Origin of the sequence: Paenibacillus sp. GM2FR, assembly GCF_002803325.1 — a bacterium.
Classification (GTDB): domain Bacteria; phylum Bacillota; class Bacilli; order Paenibacillales; family Paenibacillaceae; genus Paenibacillus_AQ; species Paenibacillus_AQ lautus.
Map to the genome: position 1 here is coordinate 3,792,559 of NZ_MKZM01000008.1, position 18,488 is coordinate 3,811,046.

Below are 18,488 nucleotides of genomic sequence, written 5' to 3' on the forward strand. Positions count from 1 at the left end.
GATCTACGAGATCGGCGGCTTCTTCTTGTTATCTATTATGAATTTCTCACATGATGTATTTTTAATATAATTCCATTTATTTCACCGCGTTTTCTTCCGCCATCAATTCCTGCGCATATTCGTTCAAATTGATGGATTGGCCGTGATTCAGCCTCGATTTCTCTGCCGCGAACGCAATAAGGTGGCTGCGTACGGAGGCATTGGCCGACGTCAGGCTCTCCTGCCCATTATAGCTCCGAACCTCTCTCAAGAAGCTGGACACAATTCCGCTGTCGCCCCCGCCATGTCCGCTGGACTGTGAAGGAATGGTAATCTCCGTTTTCTGTCCGGTCAGAAAATCGTAAACCGTAATCTTTCCTTCCTCTCCCCGAAGCTCGCCGCGGGTGCCCATGATCTGAATTCTGCGCTCCTGTTCATACGTAAATCCACACATGCTGAACATCGCGGTGGCGCCGCCCTCAAACTCCATATTGACAACCTGATGATCGACCACGTTGTTATCGCTCCGATAGACGCAGCGGCCATAGTCCGTATCGCGAAGCCCTTGGATGATGTTCGGCTTGGTCAGCTCCTGGGTGAAATGCCCCGCCCATCCCTTGTATTGATCGCTCAAGTAAAACCGAGGTGCCGAATATGGACAGGTTGGTTCCACCTGGCAATCAAGGCAGCGGTCGGCCGCACCTTCGGGGGCCTGCTCCTCACGGAAATGCATCAGAGAGCCAAACGAAGTGACCTGCGTGCAAGGACGGTCCATCAACCACGACAGCACATCCATGTCATGGCAGGATTTGGCCAGTATCATCGGGCTTGCCTTGTCGGAGTTATTCCAATTCCCCCGCACAAAGCTGTGGGCAATATGCCAATATCCCACATTCTCGTTCAGCTGGATCGAAGCCACCTCGCCGATGGTCCCTTCCTGAAGCACGCGTTTGATGGTACTCCAAAAAGGGGTATATCTCAGCACGTGGCATATGGTCAAAAGCCTGTTGTTACGTATAGCAGCCTGCTCCATCTCTAGACATTCCTTCGGTTCCGGAGACATCGGCTTCTCCAGAAGCACGTGATACTGTTTCTCCAAAGCCTGCATGGTTGGGCCATAGTGCATGCGGTCCTGCGTACAGATGACGGCGATATCGGCAAGCTGTGGCTCTGCCAGCAGCGGCTCCCAGGATTCATAACACCGCTCCGGCGGGATTCCATGCTTCTCGGCAAAACCGATGCGCCGCGCCGGATCGGCCTCGGCTACGGCCACGAAGGTCAGCTCATGCGGGTAATCCAGGGCATAGGGGGCGTAACCCCCGGCGCCGCGCGCGCCTGCCCCGATCAATATGGCTTTCAATTGTGTCATATCATGTCGCTCCTTTTAGGTTCTGGTACTCGCATTTATTCGGTATATCGGTCTGCCGCGGACTGGTAAATGGCCAGATAGCGCTCCGACCCCATCTTCTGCAGGTTTGCTACATATTGATCCCAGTTCTCAAAGGACTCGTTGCCGGCTATGAATTTATCCCGCATCTCATCCACGTACGTGTGAATGTCGGTCTGGATACCGGTAAGCTCGGACTGCTCATCGGCCGTAAAATTAAACGGCGGCCAAACCTTGTCTTGAGGGATGACGTACGGCTCGGCTTTTTTTGCGTTATCTCCGGACGTCGGCAGACCTTCCGCTCCCTTGAAATACTTCTGTGTCACGAAGCCCGGATAATATCCGCCAGGCCATATCAGATACTGCCCTACCGCCTGGTCCAGATTGAGGCCGTCCGGATTGTTCTTGATCTCGTCCACGTAATCCACATTGCCTTCTGCATCTTCCTTATACGTATCGTCTTTCCAGCCCATGAAGAACATGCGGATGCCTTCGTCGCTGTAGAAGTAATCCATCCAACGGATCAGCGCGGCCGGATTCTTCGCTTTATCGGTCAGGACAAACATCCCGATGTTCCCCAGCGGAGAGCCTGTGGCGCTGAACATCTGATCGCCGTGCGGCCCCTTCAATACCGGAAGTCCTACATAACCCTCCTGGTTGTAGATGGCGACCGGGTCCACATTATCAACCACGCCGAGAAGACCCTCTACGCCTTTGGCGTCCACCTCCGTGCTCTTCACGGACATGATGTCCTGCTCCAGCAGGCCGTCCTTGTAAAGCTTGTTCACGAACTGAAGCAGTTCCTTGTATCTTGGATCCGTCGGAATGAACCGGACCTTTCCGCTCGCCGGATCGGTATCCACGTTAATGTTCGAGGTTCCGTGATAATTGAGGCCGAACGAACCGCGCAAATAGTTGACGATGCCGGCGGTTCCCACACCACCCCAGGCATATTCATCCTTCTGGCCGTTGCCGTTCGGATCCTTCTCCTTGAACGCCTTCAACATATCGTAGAATTCATCCAGCGTCTGCGGCTCTTGAAGGCCAAGCTTGGTCAGCCACTCCGACTTCACCCACGGCGTTCCGTACAGCACGGACCGGAACTCCGGATCATACAGCGTCGGCAGCCCGTAAATGTTGCCGTCGGGCATCGTAATCCCCTTCTCAATGACCGGATACTTCTCCATCAATGCCTTGAAATTCGGCGCATATTGGTCAATTAGGTCATTCAGCGGGATAAAAGCGCCCTGCTTGCCGTATTTCAGCAAATCTGCCCTCGGGAATGCGGAAGCATAGAACATCTCCGGATAATCGCCGCCGGCGAGCAGCAAATTCCGTTTTTCCGCCAAGTTGTCTTTGTGCACCGTGTCCCACTGTACCTGAATATTGGTCATTTTCTCATATTCCTGCCACAGCTTGATGTTGTTCCAGTCGGCGTTGGCAAAGAACTTTCCGGCAAATCCGGTCACCGTCATCTTGTCACTGACAATCGGAAACCCGGTCTCATTCATCGCTGTTTTCCCTTCACCCGCGGAGTCCGATTCAGCCGTTCCTCCCGAACCTTTCGAACTGCAGCCCACCGCCAGCGATACCGACAACATGCAGGTCAACAGAAGACTTCCCCATTGCTTCAGCTTCATCCGTAATCCTCCCCTTTTCATGTTCCATCCATCTATCCATACAAGGAATTATCCTTTGATGGCCCCAATCATCACGCCTTTGACAAAATACCGCTGCAGGAACGGATAGAGCACCAGCACGGGAATATTAGCCACGACCAGCACCGCGTACTTTATGCCCTCCACTTCCCTTTGCTGCTTGATCGCCGATTCGGTCGACATTTTGACCATGTCGTTCGTTTGCCCCTGAATCAGAATTTCGCGCAGGATGAGCTGCAGCGGAAATTTATCTTTATCCGATAAATACAGAAGTGCATTGAAGAACGCATTCCAATGACCGACCGCATAGAACAAAATGGTCACCGCGATAATCGGCATGGACAGCGGCAGTATGATCCGGGTCAAAATTTTAATGTTCGAGCATCCATCGATCGTCGCGGCCTCCTGCAGTTCGCCGGGTATGGACTGCTGAAAGAAGGTACGCATAATGATGATGTTCCAGATCGATACGGCATTCGGGATAATCATGACCCAGAGCGTATTCAGCATGCCGAGGTTCTTGATCAGCAAATACGTCGGAATGAGTCCTCCTCTGAAAAACATCGTGAAGACCAGCAGCGCCATGATGGCATTTCGGCCGACAAAATCCTTCCGCGACAGCGGATAGGCCGCAAGGATGGTCATCGTGAGATTAATGAACGTGCCCAGCGATGTATACACCAGCGTGTTGGTAAAGCCGCTGATGATATCCTTGTTCTGAAATATTTTCACATAGGAATTCAGGTTGACTCCCTTGGGCCACAGCAGCATCTCGCCCCTCAGAACCGCCTGCGGGTCGCTAAACGATGCGCTGAGCACAAAGACCAGCGGGTACATAACAATGATGGTAACCAGGATCAGAATCGTATAGTTGATAACATTAAACATGCGGTCCCCTCTGGTTTCGATTTGCATGGCTCTTTCGCTCCCCTCTTTACCAAAGACTGGTCTCGCTCACGCGCTTTGAAATAAAGTTCACGGCAACCAGCAGGACAAAATTGATGACGGAATTAAACAATCCGATGGCTGCGGAGAAACTGTACTCGGCATTCTGAATCCCCATTCGGTAGACATAGGTGGCAATAATGTCGGAGCTCTCCATATTCAGGTTGTTTTGCATCAGGAGCACCTTCTCAAACCCGATGCCCATAATGCTGCCCATGTTCAGGATCAAGAGGATGATGATCGTTGGCATAATGCCTGGGATGTTAATATGCCATATGCGCTGAAGCCTGGTCGCACCATCGACACGTGCGGCTTCGTGCAGCTGGCTGTCTATGCCGGCAAGGGCTGCTAAATAGATAATGGAGCTCCAGCCCATGGTCTGCCATACATCCGACAGAACGTACAGGGATTTGAACCAGGAGGGCTCCGTCATGAAATTGATCGGCTGACCGCCGAACATTTCAATAAAATGATTGATGATGCCGTAGCGGGGCGATAGGAAAATCATCATCATGCCGACAACGACCACGGTAGATAGAAAGTGAGGAGCATACGTGATGGTCTGCACGAATTTCTTGAAACGTTCAGCCCGAACCTCGTTCATAAGCAAAGCCAGAATAATCGGGATCGGAAAACCGACAGCAAGGCTGTATAACCCGATGCCCAGTGTGTTCTTGATCAGGCGCCAGAAATAATAACTGTTGAAAAAGCGATCGAAATGCTCAAAGCCGACCCACGGACTGCCCCATATCCCTTGCGTTGCTATAAAGTCCTTAAAGGCGATCTGGATGCCGTACATCGGAACATACTGGAACAGGATGTAATAGGCGATGACCGGTGAAATCAGGGCATATAGCTGCCAATTGCGTAAAACACGATTCCACAGTAAGCGCTTACGTTTCGTTTCAGGTACCTCGATTGCTGCGGGCTGCAGGGTCGTATTAGCCAATGAGCATCACCTCGTATGTATGGATTGGGTTAACCTCTTAATCCTAGCAAAGCCATCTTGACATGCCATCAAAGCACGGGGTGTCCGTTCATTCAGCGGATCAGTTCCAATTCACATGCATGGAGCTTGGAAAGTACTCGTTTATGATTTCCCTCCTTTTCTCTGCATTCCGTCATATGACTAAGCTACCACCGCCTCAGCTATCCATAAGTCAATACGGTTATTGTGGCGCACTATATGTTAGGTATAGTAACACCAAATCATGATATAAATAAAACCCGAATAAGTCAGGTATTATTTCATTTCTTTGGATTGTTTTTGGATAAAACTCCGTTATTTTGGATTATATTTGGATAAATATTGATACACGAAAGGCTTTACGCAGACAATGCGAAGGGCCCTAATTCATGAATGAGAGGAATTAATATATTATTAACATTTCTTTATATCAAGGGAATGAAAACGCAATCAATAATAGGGTGAAATGAAACGAAGAGTACTTTTTTTCGAATTCCTAAACCAGAAATCCCATTCCAAATATTTCATTGATTTGCACTCATGATAATATAGCGATATGGCATTGTCAAACATTTTTTTGGACTCTTTTGGCACAAAAATATTGATATTTGGGTGAAAAAGCGTGAAAAACAGCTGCTGGATTTCAAGCCGGCAGCTGTACGACGATCCTCTTATATATTATATGTCAACTAATCATACATGATGGGGTAGTTAAATTCATTCTCTAGTAAAACTGGAGGACTCCCGAACAATCAATGAGCATGGCAGTAATATTTTGGTTGCCACCTTGAAGTGCCCGTCCAAATAATCCACGATGGATTTGGCAGCTACCCTGCCGATTTCGTACTTCGGTACGGAGACGGAGGTTAACGGGGGCGTTGTATATTGGGCTACATCAATATTATCCATCCCCACGATCGCGATATCTTCCGGTATGCGCCCTCGATTCTCGACAACGGCACGCATGGCCGGAATGGCAAGCATGTCGCTGGCACAAAAAACAGCCGTTGGCCATAACTCTTTGGGAAGCCCCCCCAATAACTCGGACATCTTGCTGAAGCTCCGATCCACATTCCATCCGGTATTCATCAGCCACTCCTCGCGCACTTCCAGGTTGGCTTCCAGCATCGCGAATTTATATCCGACATACCGTTCTTCGCTCTCCATCTGCTTGGAATACGCAGGGCCCCCGATATAAGCGATTCGCGTGTGTCCCTGGTCAATCAGGTGGCGTACGGCTGCCCTTGCTGATAAAATCCGGTCACAGTCTACAACCGGCACGGTCAGCCGGTCATCATTCAAACTCACGCCCATGATGGCAACCCCGGCCTGCTGTATCAGTTCAAACAGCTCCTTGTCGTACCAACTGACCGCTACAATCCCCTGAGCGCCTGTCTCCCTCAGCATGTGGCGTATTTTGTCCGCATCGCCGACTTCCTCGCATGTACGAACGATTGCCGGGGGCTGTCCGAGTTCCTCCATTTTTTTATGGAAACCGGCAAGAACCGTTGAGAAATACGGGTGGTCGTCCATCAGGTTTTGGGGAACGACACAGACAACCCGCTTATCGGCCATGCCGTTAATATGCACGCTTTGGGATGGCTCAGGTAGTTTATAACCAAGATCAAGCGCCGCTTGCCGGATTTTCTGCTTGGTATCCTCGTTGACCGGACGGCTTGCATCATTGCTGATGGCCCGCGAAACCGTAGATATGGATACCCCGACCCGTTCGGCGATATCTTTAAGCTTAGCCAATCGCATCTCCTCCTTCGCAAAATTTGGAACCAAATTTTCCGCCATCCATTGATCATAGCATAAACTTTCTCATTTCGGGGCGTCAAATTGATGTCCGGTTCTTCGCTGGAGAAGGACGATGTCTTATGGATTCTTACGTTTTCAGACCGTCTTAAAGATGCAGCATATCAGGCTCCGTCACGGCGTAGCCGTTGCCAGCGGTTATCCCATTAAGCTTCCAATGGGGCGCGCGCCGCGCTCTCCTGCTTCCCTAATCGGAAAAGAACAAACGACACTATCATGGCTATGGCAACGCCCCCGGCACCGATCCAGGTAATGGATGACAAGGACCATTGCTCGACGGCAACCCCTCCGATGCCTGCGCCCGCAGCCATGGCGAGCTGCATCACGGACTGGTTCAGGCCCAGCATAACCCCGGATGAATTCGGCTCCAGCCGGACAAGGTTATACTGCTGCGTCGGACCGGAAGACCAGGCAGATAACGACCATATAACAAGAATCGCAAACACGAGAATGACAGATACGGCTGCTTGGGTAAAAGTCAGAACGATTAGCGCGAGAATATGCAGAATCATGCCACCGGATAAAGTAAGCGGTACTCCCCATCGATCCGTACTGAATCCACCGAACTTGGAGCCAATGAGGCTGGCAATGCCAAAGGCAAACAGTGCTGCACTAATCAGACCTTCGTTCAGGCCGCTAACAAGAAGAAGGTAGGGAGACAGGTACGTATAGGCAATGGAATACCCGCCCAGCCAGAAGAACGTGATCGCCAAACCGAGTGCAACTTTAGGCTTCTTGAGCAGCGCGAATTGCTGGAGCAGCGGTACGGGAGCATCTCCTTTTGTTTTCGGAATCGCCTTATGCAGCACAATCATGGAAACAACCCCCAGAATGGCAATGAAACCGAACACTGACTTCCATCCAAAAGCAGCAGCTACGACACGGCCGAGGGGGACGCCAATGATCAGGGAAGCCGTGAAGCCCATGATGACCGTAGCGATCGAACTCGCCTGTTTGCCCGACGGCGCGATTTTGGCGGCAATCCCGAGTGCAGTTACAACTACCATCCCTGCGCCCACCGCCATCATAACGCGCGCAATCACAAATGGAACATACCCCGGAAGGGCAAATGACAGTAGATTCGCAATCACAAAAATGCCTAATGAATAAACCAACAGCTTCCGTCTCTCCACTCTAGCGGTTAGCGCCATAAGAATGGGGGTCAAGATCGCATAGACCAATGAGAAAATCGTGATTAGCTGACCAGCAGCGGTTATTGTAATCCCTAACGAATCTGCAATTTTATCCAAAACTCCCGATATAATATACTCCGACGTTCCTACTAAAAAACTAACGATAGCCAAAAAATAAATCTTCCAAGCACCCGTCATAATATGAATTACACTCCTTTATTTAATATTTATATATCGCGAATTGTCGATATGTTAAACCGATAAAAATACATATCGCAATATGTAGATGTGAATTACGGAGCAAGACTGAATACTCCTTATTTCTTAAGGAATCATTCAGTGCCTGCGCTATATCTCCTGCTTCAAATACTCTCCGATTTCCCGGATAACCTCTTCATCCCGCGTATAATACGTGAATTTCCCAAGCCGCTCTGTCTTGATCAGACCTGCCCGATGTAGAATCGCTAAATATTGCGATGCGGTGGACTGCGTCATATTCAGTTTCTCGGTCACCTGGCTTACGCATACCCCGACTTTCCTCATATCAATCCCTTCATGGGGCGTAAAATGTTGTTCCGGTTCCTTGAGCCACTGCAATATTTCAAGCCTCGATTCATTGGACAATGCTTTAAACACTTCGATTGGTTTCATACGTATCATTATATCGAGAATTATCGATATGTCAAACTATTTTCCTTATTTTCCTCAGTCATGATCCTCCGAACGAATGCCATAGCGTCTCATGGCACTCGCGTAGAACCATTCATTTGCCGTATGCAGTGCCGTCTCCTCGTCGATCCAGCCAGATAGGACCCGCTCCCACAGAAATTCGGCGGCCAGCTTCTTCACAAGCAAAATCTTGCCGTAACTCCATTCCATAGAGCGGGCATCCGAGACGATAATCGAGCTCTTGCTTGCCGGGAGTGCCTCCAGACGGTACTGCATGCTGTCCCGGTAGGTGCTCGCTCGGAAATTGAACCACCACATGCCGCCGACATGAACGTTCGGGAAATTCCAGGCTGCCTGCACCGCATCGAGATTGTTCAGCTCCGATGCAAGCACAAGCTCAAATTCACAACGGTACGACTCAAACAAAGCAGTCAGCTTTAGAATCCGCTCTGTATCATTGGCAGGGAACGCCGCACCGCACCATGATCTCTCCACTCCCAAAAACAACTGAACGAGCAGGCCGTTCCGAGCCGCAGCACCACATAGGACGTGCAGCAGCTCCATTAGAATGTCGTCACGCCCGCTTGCCGGCCCAATTTCCTTACGGATGTGCGAGCTCGATTCATACCGCGGCAGCGTTGTCATGATGCCCGGGAGACCAGCTTCGCGAAATTCGCCGAGCAGCAAGTCAATCTCGCCTCCCACATCCAGAAAGGTCCTGGCCGGATCATTAGATTGCACGATCCGGTCAACCCATGGACCCAGCACTCCGTCAATCCGGGGGATCAATACGGCATCGTCCCGCATGCCTTGAAACGCCGCATGTTCCGGATGATTCACGACAAACCGGCGGATATTCATTCGGTCTGCCGTTTGCTGTGCCCAGCCTTGTTCGGCGGATGTATGCTGAACGCGAGCCATGGCTTCCCGCACCGAATGTTCATCCTTGATGATGACTCCGTATAATTCACGCATAATGGAGGTGAATACCCAGTTCATCAGCGTGCTTCTCGTTGATCGATAGGCTTTTAGAAAAGCTGCAATTCGCTGCTCCTCAGGCAATTTATCGGCCTCATCCGGGTAGCCACCGGCTTGGAGCTCTCGATAGAACCAGAAGTAATGGGCGATTTCCCAGAAGTCCCTTGCACCAAGCCGGTCACCGATAAGATGGGTATGGGTATCGAAGACCGGCAGCCCCATGATTCGCTCGAAGAATACAGCTTGTTTGCCGCTCCTGTCATGCAAGCTCATGTGTACATCTCCTTTTCTTCATGAATCGATTATTTCCGGTTTTCCGAGACGACAACGCCCTTTCCTTCGTTGTAGCGGTCTGTGGCTTCCTTAATAATCTCAAGGCCGCCCTTCTTCTTGTACTCCTCAATCACTTTCGGCCAATCCGAGATCGGCTCTCTGCCGTAGATCATCTTGATCATATGATCAAGAACCAGCTTTGGCCCCACGTCATCGCCTTGCGGCGCGGTGTCCGGATATTTGGAATAAGCCTCCAATGCCGGGGAGAAGCGGATCGACCCCAGCCCTTCCTTGAAGACCACCGAATCCATAAACTTGATCATGTCCTGCCCGTCCTCGGTCAGCTCTTCCTTTGCCTTGTTGTACACCATATCGTGGACGAACCAGAACATGCCGCGGAAACCGTCTTCGTCCATGGCTTCAGGCGTGGATGGCGGCGTAAACTTGATCGCGCCGTTCTCCCGGGTGAAAGTTTCGCCTTCAATGCCGAACGAGAAATATGTCTCTGCCTCCGGCGTCAGCATCCAGTCAAAAAACTTGATAATGCCGATGGCCTTCTCTTCTGAGACCTTGCTGTTAATATAGTAAGACGTATTTATGCTTGAATACAGCAAATGGCCTCCGGTGTTCTCCGGACCGCGCGGCGATGCAATGATATCAACCTTGGCGTCCGGCACGGCATTTTTCAGCTTACCGCGGAAGCCTGACAGAAGCTGGGCGTTGGCGGACCACATGCCGGATTTGCCGCTTTCAATGTTTTTGCCGTAGTCACTGGAGGTCAGGGTCGCAAAATCCTTAGGAATTAGTCCTTCATCGTACATGGTCTTATAGGTCTCCAGCGCCTTTGTCATATTTTCCACGTCGAAGAACTTGGGAACGACCTCCCCGTTCTGCAGTTCGTACTGGGATGGCAGCACATCGAACGCTCCCAGAATCGTGTCCGCATATTTAAAGTTCTCCCGCATTTGATATGGGAACTCAACGCCTTCCTTCTTCATCGCACGCATCACGTCCAGAAATTCATCCACCGTCTTGGGTGCCGGGAGCCCTGTCTTTTCCAGCAGATCGGTCCGGATATACAGCCCTCTCCGGGACGGGTTGGACAGCCATGCCGGTATTCCGTAAATTTTGCCGTCATAGCTTGTCTCCTGCCAGGCTTCCTTCGGCACGCTCTTCATCAAATTCGGAGCATGCTCCTTCAGCAAGTCGTCAAGCGGCATAAATACGCCTGCTTCCACGGAACCGGACATTCCCTTGCTTGTAGCCCCTCCCACGTTCTGAACGACGTCAGGAATATCATTAGAGGCAAACATTAAAGTCATTTTGCTGTCGAAGTCCTTCAGCGGCAGCATGGTCAGTTCAATATCCGTATTGGTCAGCTTTTCAAGCTCCTTCACCCATCTCTCTTCATTTACGTCCTTCGAACGCTCGGCATGTTTGTTTCCGCTGGTTGCCATGGACATCGTGAAAGACAGCTTGCCATCAGCGGCAGCGCCGGAAGAACCGGAGGTTCCGCCATCCGCTTCCTTGGCACCATTACAGCCGACCGCGGTTAAGGCAATTAGCGTGCTCATCAAAATCAAACTCCATTTTCTTCTCATCCACATCGCTTCCTTCCATATTTCTGACAGATTGTTTACCTTTGTCGCTTCTGCATCGCGGCTCGGATTTCGAGCTGCCCATCTCCCTATGAACCGGAATATCCCTATCCCCCTGAGCGTCTCACCTCAAACCTAAAGCGCTTTCATAATAACATCCAACTCCCGAAAATTAACATGTACTTTCTTCTGATCGCATGTGTTTTCCTATGCTGTCCGTTTGCTGGGAGGAGAACAACCTCTCTACACCCCGTTCATGTATTCTTTAAAGTACCGGGTTATGAGGATAAAAAAAGACGGCCGAAGCCGTCTGTCATTGACTAGATAAGTTCGTTATCAGAATGCTGATCAACAAAAGCAAGTATTCTTGCATTCACCTCTTCCGGAAACTCGCCATTCATGGCATGCGAGGCGCCAGGCCAGTTCTCGATTTGAATATTCGGCACATGGGTTTGCCTTGCTGCACCGCTCTTTGCGAGTTATGCATTGTGCTTTTTTCTGCCATTAGAGCCAATACGGGGATATGAATGTTCTTCAAATCCTCCGCGCTCATCAAATCCGGCGTCGGCAGGCTGATCTTATAATTTGCCATACCCGACTCTATCAGCCTTGCAATTGGTTCACTGTCATCCGCTTTGGCTCCGCCTGAAATGCAGCTCAGCATTTTCTCTCTGATAAACTTGGGAACGATCGGTACGGATGCAGGAATTGAGGCAGCCATCATTTTAAGTGACAGAGGCGCAAAAACAAGGACCGGATCCAATAAACTGATCGTTGCCACTTTCGATGGAGCGTGTCTTGCAAGATTCATGGCCGTCCAGCCTCCAATGGAAACGCCTATGAGATGGACGGTTTCTACATCCACTTTGCTCAATGCCTCACTCAACCAACTGGCTTGATCCTCAGCATTTCGGATCGGCTGTGTTTGACAGCTCATTCCCGGCTCTCCCAGCAGATCGAGAGTATACACCGGCCGTTCCTTCATAAGTCCAGGCAGGTTCGGCTCCCACATCGGAGTGGATGACGAGCGTCCGGGCAATAGCAGGAGCGGCTCTTTCCCCTTATGTTCTTCTTTGGTAAATCGATAGATCCGTACACGGCCAAATGCAGTTTCAATATCTTTCGTTTCAAGCGGCGGAGGGAGAAACTTCATGGCAGCTTCATAAGCCGCCTCAAACTTTGCCTTTCCCTTCTCTGTGAGGAAACGCCCGGTAGGCTTATCATTTGTCACCATCTGTCTCTCCTTTCTTCAAAAAAGACTGATGAGCCGCTTCAATAAAAGAATCGCAATGTTCCATGAGAAAACGGTCCTCCTGCGGCCAAGTTTGCTTTGATGCATAACCTGCCCGATAAACGTCTAAGATCTCCCCGTTGTCCTGCGTAGCATTTTGAACCAAAGCAATGCCACTTCTCGCCGAAGACATATCCAGCTTCGCTGCCAGGGTCAATCCCATTGTTGGTCAGCAAGAACGCCTCCAGAACCAGTTCTTTCCACTTCCAATATACTTGGAGTGCGGTCTCGAGATCCGGAAAAAACTCTTCGAAAGCCTGTGCTGCCTGTGGTGGAAGCGACATATCCTGATAATCCAATAAAATATGTTTCCTTCTGTTCACAGTGAGCCCCAGCATCGTCTCCAGGTTCATAGGATGATTCGTCTCCAGGCTCGCCACCATCGCATCTATATAGGCCCGGTCACTTCGGAACTCCATCTCTTTCTTGAAAAGAACGTCGCTTTGACGCTGCAATATCTGCTTAAGATCCCCTTTGGCTCCGAGAGCCAAGCACTGATCTTGTATTTCCTTTAAGGTGAATCCCAGATTTTTATAGAATAGAATTTGCTGGAGTTTCACCAAATCATGTTCGGTATAATATCTGCTGTTCTTATCTCCGCTGCGAGTCGCCACAAGCAATCCGATTTTATCGTAGTGCTGCAAAGTTCTGACGGTGGTACCACATATCTCTGCCAACCGACCTACCGTATACATTGCTTCTTCCAGATGCCGCACCTCCTGCATCCTATTCTTACACATGACGTTGCGTCATGTGCAAGCAGGGGCGTTTATTTCTTCATAATAAAAAAAACGGCATTTCTGCCGTTTAGTGGTGATGCGAGCAAGTGGGTCGTGGAAGGGTTCTCGGAGTCCCTGTTTGATAAACCACCAGCCCCCGTTATAATCGGTGATGGTGGTTTCAGGTAATCCATCATTGATCGGAAGACAAAGGCTGTGCTTTTCCTCCACCTCGCGCGGCTGGCAGCAGGGACAGCAGGCCGAGAACAGCCAGCAGTGCCCCAACCCATAGAGGCGATGCCAAGCCATAATCGGCATCGATCGCCATTCCTCCCATGGAGGAACCAACGACAACGCCGAGGCTGATAACGGACCCATGCACCGTCGTAACAAGCGATCCCGTATCGGCAACCCGGGTGACCCGGGTCGCCATGGCCGGGTTCATGGGCACACCCGCCAAACCAACGATCACAACCGCAATCATAGCTATCGCCTGGCAGTGCACAAATAATCCGAATACCACTAAAGCCGCGGCTAGAGCGACCAACCCAATGGTGAGGATCTGCATCATATATCGATCTGCCAGCCTGCCGGTGACCATGTTGCCAAGCACCGTTGCCACGCCGTAAACGCCAAGCAGGATCGGAACCGCCCGAGCGCCAAAGCCGGCGAGATCGGTTAAGATCGGCGAGAAATAACTGAATGCGGCAAAGGTAGCTCCGATAATCAGCATGCTAGTCGCATAAGCAGCCCATAGATGGCGATTCTTTAGGGCGACAAACTCTCCCCGGATGCCGGACGATTCAGGTCTGGGTAAGGACGGGATCGTAAACTGCCCTACCAAACCGGATACCGACACCAGAACCACCACGGCCCAGAAGCTGGCGCGCCAGCCGAGCAGCTGCTCGATCCACATCGCCAGCGGAAGTCCGATCGCCGTTGCCACCATTAAACCGCCGAGGACGATCGACGCCGCCCTTCCACGCGACTCCGGACCGACGAGGGAAAAGCAAATCGCAAGCGATACGCCAAACGCTGCCGCAGAGGAGATGCCCGTGATCACTCTGGCCGCCATCATTACTTCATATGTGGACGCGACAGCGCCCAGCGTCTGACCGACAAGGAAGATGGCAGCCAAGATCATAAAAGCCTGTTTGCGCGGCACCTTTAAAAGCCCCACCGTCAGCAGCGGCCCTCCTATAATCATGCCGACAGCATAAGCGGTAATGAGATACCCGATGGCTGCAACCGAAACGCCGAATTCTGCTGAAAGCGAAGGCATCATGCCTGCTACCATAAACTCAGAGGTTGTCATCGAGAAGATCATTAAACCCAATATATAAATGGAAAATGGCAATGGGAACAACTCCTATCATGATGATTCTATAGTTTTGTAACTTTCGGTACAAAAATAAACGCAATAACTCCGACTATTTTACCGTTTGGTACAGAACCTTACAAAAAAATAATACACCTCGCCCACTCTAAATTTCTGCATGGATGAACATGCCATTTCGCAGCAAGGACGTATCCCTCCGAATTCTTCGCATCATGAGCGGCTCCTCTCCTATAGTTTCCAGCTCATTATATATATTTTGTAACGATCGGTCAATAAGCATGTTTCTAAAAAACAATCCGATGCGGGCGGCCGCATACCCCCCATCTACATTAGTAGTAGACGTGAGGTATCCACCCTCCGCACCAGCATTACATTACTGTTATGACTTGGCCTTTGGTGAACGCAACCATCTCATAACATGAACTATCGTGCATCCACCGGCGCTTGCACCTGCGCATCCTGGCCGGCATCAAGCAATACCGCGTTAATCCCGTTAAGAAAAGCCAAAGCGCTTGCCTTAATGATATCCGTATCCATGGCGCGCCCGGAATAGACTTTGCCTTGATATTCGATTCGGATATTCACCCGGCCGATGGCCTCTTTTCCCCTGGACAGACTGTTGATTTTGTAATCCTTCAACTGTACGTCCAAACCGACCAACGCTTTCATGGCGCTGTACAGCGCATCGATCGGGCCATCCCCCACCATGCTGTCCCTGAACGTCTCGCTGCCTTTTCTCAGCTTCACGGTTGCCGTCGGATACAGATCATTGGTCACGACCTGGAACGAATCCAGCTCATACAGATGACTGCTGACTTCTTCATGGGTACGATGCTGGGTCACCAGATAAAAAACGTCATGGTCATATACTTCCTTCTTGGCATCGGCAAGCTGCAGGAATTTCTCAAACAGCGCTTCAAAATCTTCGCCTTCGCCTGTCTCGAAGCCCAGCTTCTCCACCGCATTCTTGAACGCATGCCTTCCGGACCGCGCCGTCAGGATCAGCTCCATGCTGTCGGCGCCGACTTCCTCCGGCGACATAATTTCATAAACCTGCTTATCCTTCAGCAGACCATCCTGATGAATACCGGAAGAGTGCGCGAATGCGTTCTCGCCCGTAATCGCCTTGTTCACCTGCACATCCAGGCCCGTCAAATGCGTCAGCAGCCGGGAGGTTCGGATCAGCTCCTTAAGCCGGATGTTGGTGGAGGCCTTAAAGTGATTCTCCCGGACCTTCAGCCCCATGACCACTTCTTCAAGCGACGTATTGCCTGCGCGCTCCCCCAAACCGTTGATGGTGCATTCCACTTTCTCGGCGCCGTTTCTCACTGCGCTGAGCGTATTTGCCGTAGCAAGCCCCAGATCGTTATGACAGTGAACGCTGAGGACAACCTGATCGTTCAGATTCTTCAGGCGCTCGTTGATTTTGCGGATCAATTCGCCGAATTCATCCGGAACGGCGTAACCGACCGTATCCGGCACGTTAATCATTGTTGCTCCGGCCTTCACGACGGCTTCGATCGTTGTCCACAGATATTCAAAATCGGACCTGGAGGCATCCTCCGTCGAATACTGCACATGGGGCAGCAGCGTTTTGGCGTACTTCACGGCATCCACGCCCATCTGAAGCACGGCATCCTTGGAACGGTTGAATTTCTTCTCCACATGGATGTTCGAGGTGCCGAGCACGATATGAATCAGCGGGTTTTGCGCGAGCTTAATGCTTTCATATACGGCATCGATATCGCCCTTCACCGCGCGTGCAAGCGCAGTAATGGAGACGCTGTCTCCCACGGTTCTGGCGATTTCCTGAACCGCTTGAAAATCCCCTGCCGAAGACGCGGGAAAACCCGCTTCGATAATATCGACGTTCAGCCGCTTTAGCTGCTGTGCAAATTCGATCTTTTGCTGTACGTTCAGTTTGGCGCCCGGAACCTGCTCTCCGTCGCGCAAAGTCGTGTCCAATACAATAATGTTGCGTTCCATTTGATATTCCTCCTCGATAATCGATCGTTCATTTCGTTGATTTATATCAAGCGGGGTTGGTTAAACCCGGAATTTAACCAACAAAAAAACCCCGCCTCTACGTATAGAGGCGGGGTTGAACCCGCGGTACCACTCTAATTCATTTTATGCAAAATGATCTTCTTCGATGGCCATCACCATCTATCCCTATAACGGTGGAACTCCGGCTAACCCTACATGATCAGGCAGCTGTTCATAGACGAGTTCAAAGGGAACGACATTACCGTTTCACACCTGCCAACGGCTCTCTGAAAAGTCATTTCGCTTTTACTATTTCTAATCAAAACATTTCGATATGAATTTTGATAACTATCTTAAGGAATGAGAATCGTTTTGTCAACCCTTTATCTTCCAGAGGCCAAAGAATGCATGGTTTACAGCAATCCGGACTTCTTCACATTCGCCAGGAAATCATGGAATTCCGGAATATTCAGCTGCTGCGCCGCATCGGACAACGCCGTAGCCGGATCGGGATGAACTTCGACCATCACGCCGTCCGCACCTGCAGCTAGAGCCGCTCTGGCACAAGGAGCCAGGATGTCCTTGCGGCCTGTGGAATGGGTCACGTCCACCAGCACAGGAAGATGCGTTTCTTGTTTCAGAATCGGCACCGCCGAGATGTCCAAGGTGTTTCTCGTCGCCTTCTCGTACGTCCGTATGCCGCGTTCAATCAGCATCACCTGCGTATTGCCGCGAGACACGATGTATTCCGCAGCGTGCACGAACTCATCGATCGTAGCCGCAAGACCGCGTTTCAACAGCACCGGCGTCTGAACGTCGCCCGCCGCTTTTAACAGCTCAAAGTTCTGCATGTTCCGCGCACCGATCTGAATAACGTCAATGTATTCGCACGCAAGCTCGATATGCGCAGGGTCCACGATCTCGCTGATCGTCTTCAGCCCGAACTCGGACGCCACTTCCTTCAGAATTTTCAGACCTTCAATGCCCAAGCCCTGAAAATCGTAAGGCGACGTTCTCGGTTTGAACGCGCCGCCGCGCATGACGGTTATGCCTGCTTCCTTAAGGGCAGCCGCAACCTGGCGTACTTGCTCATAACTCTCAACGGAGCACGGCCCTGCGATCATGACCGGCGTGCCGCCGCCAATGATGGTGCTGCCCAGTTGAATCAGGGTATCTTCCTGTTTCTTCTTCCGGCTCACCAGCAAATGCTTCTTGTGATCGACTTGCTGCAGCTTCAAGGACGCCTGGAAAATCTGTTTAAATAAATGACGCACCGTTTCATTATCAAAAGGACCTTGGTTATGCTCCACCAGAGTATCCAACATTTTTTTCTCGCGTACCGGATCAAAATCAGGAACTCCCTGCTTTTGCTTCTCCTGACCGATCTCCTGGGCGATCCGTGCCCGTTCCGACAGCAGCTCCAGCAGCTGAAGATTAACGGAATCGAGCTCCGATCTTAATTGTTCCAAACGTCCTTGACTCATCTGAAATCTCTCCCTCACCTATTTTTCTAGTTTATGAAAACAAAAAGACCCCCCGCCCGGAAAGGGACGAGGAGTCGTGGTACCACCCTTATTAGATATGCAAAAAAAAGCAAACACATCTCACTTGAACCTCTTAACGCAAGGGTTACGGGTAAACCTACCATCTGCACGAAACATGCAGATTATCAGCATACCAGCTCCGGAATGAACTTCAGCGGAGAACCTTCGCCCGGGCGCTCTCAGTCGGTGGCGGCCCTTTCCTGT

General features: G+C 50.8%; 13 protein-coding genes, 1 pseudogene and 1 other annotated feature. All 14 genes and pseudogenes read right to left on the minus strand.

The annotated features are described in order from the left end of the window. Positions 1-76: 76 nt before the first annotated feature. The 14 genes and pseudogenes from PAEVO_RS17180 to PAEVO_RS17245 all read right to left on the minus strand — a co-directional run bounded on the left by PAEVO_RS17180 (position 77) and on the right by PAEVO_RS17245 (position 18,224). Positions 77-1,348, minus strand: coding sequence for a Gfo/Idh/MocA family protein (locus tag PAEVO_RS17180; protein ID WP_100538635.1), 1,272 nt, complete (start codon positions 1,346-1,348; stop codon positions 77-79). Between the two features lie 35 nt (positions 1,349-1,383). Continuing rightward, positions 1,384-3,006 carry an extracellular solute-binding protein gene (locus PAEVO_RS17185; RefSeq protein WP_100538636.1) on the minus strand — a complete coding sequence of 541 codons (1,623 nt, stop codon included), beginning with the start codon at positions 3,004-3,006 and terminating at the stop codon, positions 1,384-1,386. Positions 3,007-3,054: 48 nt separating this feature from the next. Further along, entirely contained in the window at positions 3,055-3,939 is an 885-nt protein-coding gene (locus PAEVO_RS17190; protein ID WP_100538637.1) for a carbohydrate ABC transporter permease, read from the minus strand. Between the two features lie 19 nt (positions 3,940-3,958). Then, entirely contained in the window at positions 3,959-4,918 is a 960-nt protein-coding gene (locus tag PAEVO_RS17195) for an ABC transporter permease (RefSeq protein ID WP_100538638.1), read from the minus strand. A 735-nt stretch (positions 4,919-5,653) separates the two neighbouring features. After that, positions 5,654-6,691 carry a LacI family DNA-binding transcriptional regulator gene (locus PAEVO_RS17200; protein ID WP_100538639.1) on the minus strand — a complete coding sequence of 346 codons (1,038 nt, stop codon included), beginning with the start codon at positions 6,689-6,691 and terminating at the stop codon, positions 5,654-5,656. A gap of 209 nt (positions 6,692-6,900) precedes the next feature. Further along, a complete protein-coding gene (locus PAEVO_RS17205; protein ID WP_100538640.1) occupies positions 6,901-8,085 on the minus strand; it encodes an MFS transporter in 1,185 nt (394 codons plus the stop codon). 150 nt (positions 8,086-8,235) lie between these two features. After that, on the minus strand, positions 8,236-8,538 hold the full coding sequence (locus PAEVO_RS17210; protein ID WP_100539494.1) for an ArsR/SmtB family transcription factor: 303 nt from the start codon (positions 8,536-8,538) through the stop codon (positions 8,236-8,238). Positions 8,539-8,592: 54 nt separating this feature from the next. Then, positions 8,593-9,807 carry a glucuronate isomerase gene (locus PAEVO_RS17215; protein WP_100538641.1) on the minus strand — a complete coding sequence of 405 codons (1,215 nt, stop codon included), beginning with the start codon at positions 9,805-9,807 and terminating at the stop codon, positions 8,593-8,595. A 29-nt stretch (positions 9,808-9,836) separates the two neighbouring features. Then, positions 9,837-11,408: an extracellular solute-binding protein gene (locus PAEVO_RS17220; RefSeq protein ID WP_100538642.1), complete on the minus strand. Its 1,572-nt coding sequence runs from the start codon at positions 11,406-11,408 to the stop codon at positions 9,837-9,839. A 317-nt stretch (positions 11,409-11,725) separates the two neighbouring features. Next, a pseudogene (locus tag PAEVO_RS17225) lies at positions 11,726-12,639 on the minus strand (alpha/beta fold hydrolase). A gap of 38 nt (positions 12,640-12,677) precedes the next feature. Next, a complete protein-coding gene (locus tag PAEVO_RS17230) occupies positions 12,678-13,436 on the minus strand; it encodes a MerR family transcriptional regulator (RefSeq protein WP_100538643.1) in 759 nt (252 codons plus the stop codon). Positions 13,437-13,608: 172 nt separating this feature from the next. Beyond that, complete coding sequence (locus PAEVO_RS17235) at positions 13,609-14,772, minus strand: MFS transporter (RefSeq protein WP_100538644.1); 1,164 nt, start codon at positions 14,770-14,772, stop codon at positions 13,609-13,611. Positions 14,773-15,177: 405 nt separating this feature from the next. Beyond that, positions 15,178-16,740 (minus strand): 2-isopropylmalate synthase, encoded by a 1,563-nt coding sequence (locus tag PAEVO_RS17240; RefSeq protein WP_100538645.1) that lies wholly within the window; start codon positions 16,738-16,740, stop codon positions 15,178-15,180. Between the two features lie 102 nt (positions 16,741-16,842). Next, positions 16,843-17,072, minus strand: a binding site (T-box leader). An 81-nt stretch (positions 17,073-17,153) separates the two neighbouring features. After that, positions 17,154-18,224, minus strand: a complete 1,071-nt coding sequence (locus tag PAEVO_RS17245) for a bifunctional 3-deoxy-7-phosphoheptulonate synthase/chorismate mutase (protein WP_100538646.1) — start codon at positions 18,222-18,224, stop codon at positions 17,154-17,156. Positions 18,225-18,488: the final 264 nt, after the last annotated feature.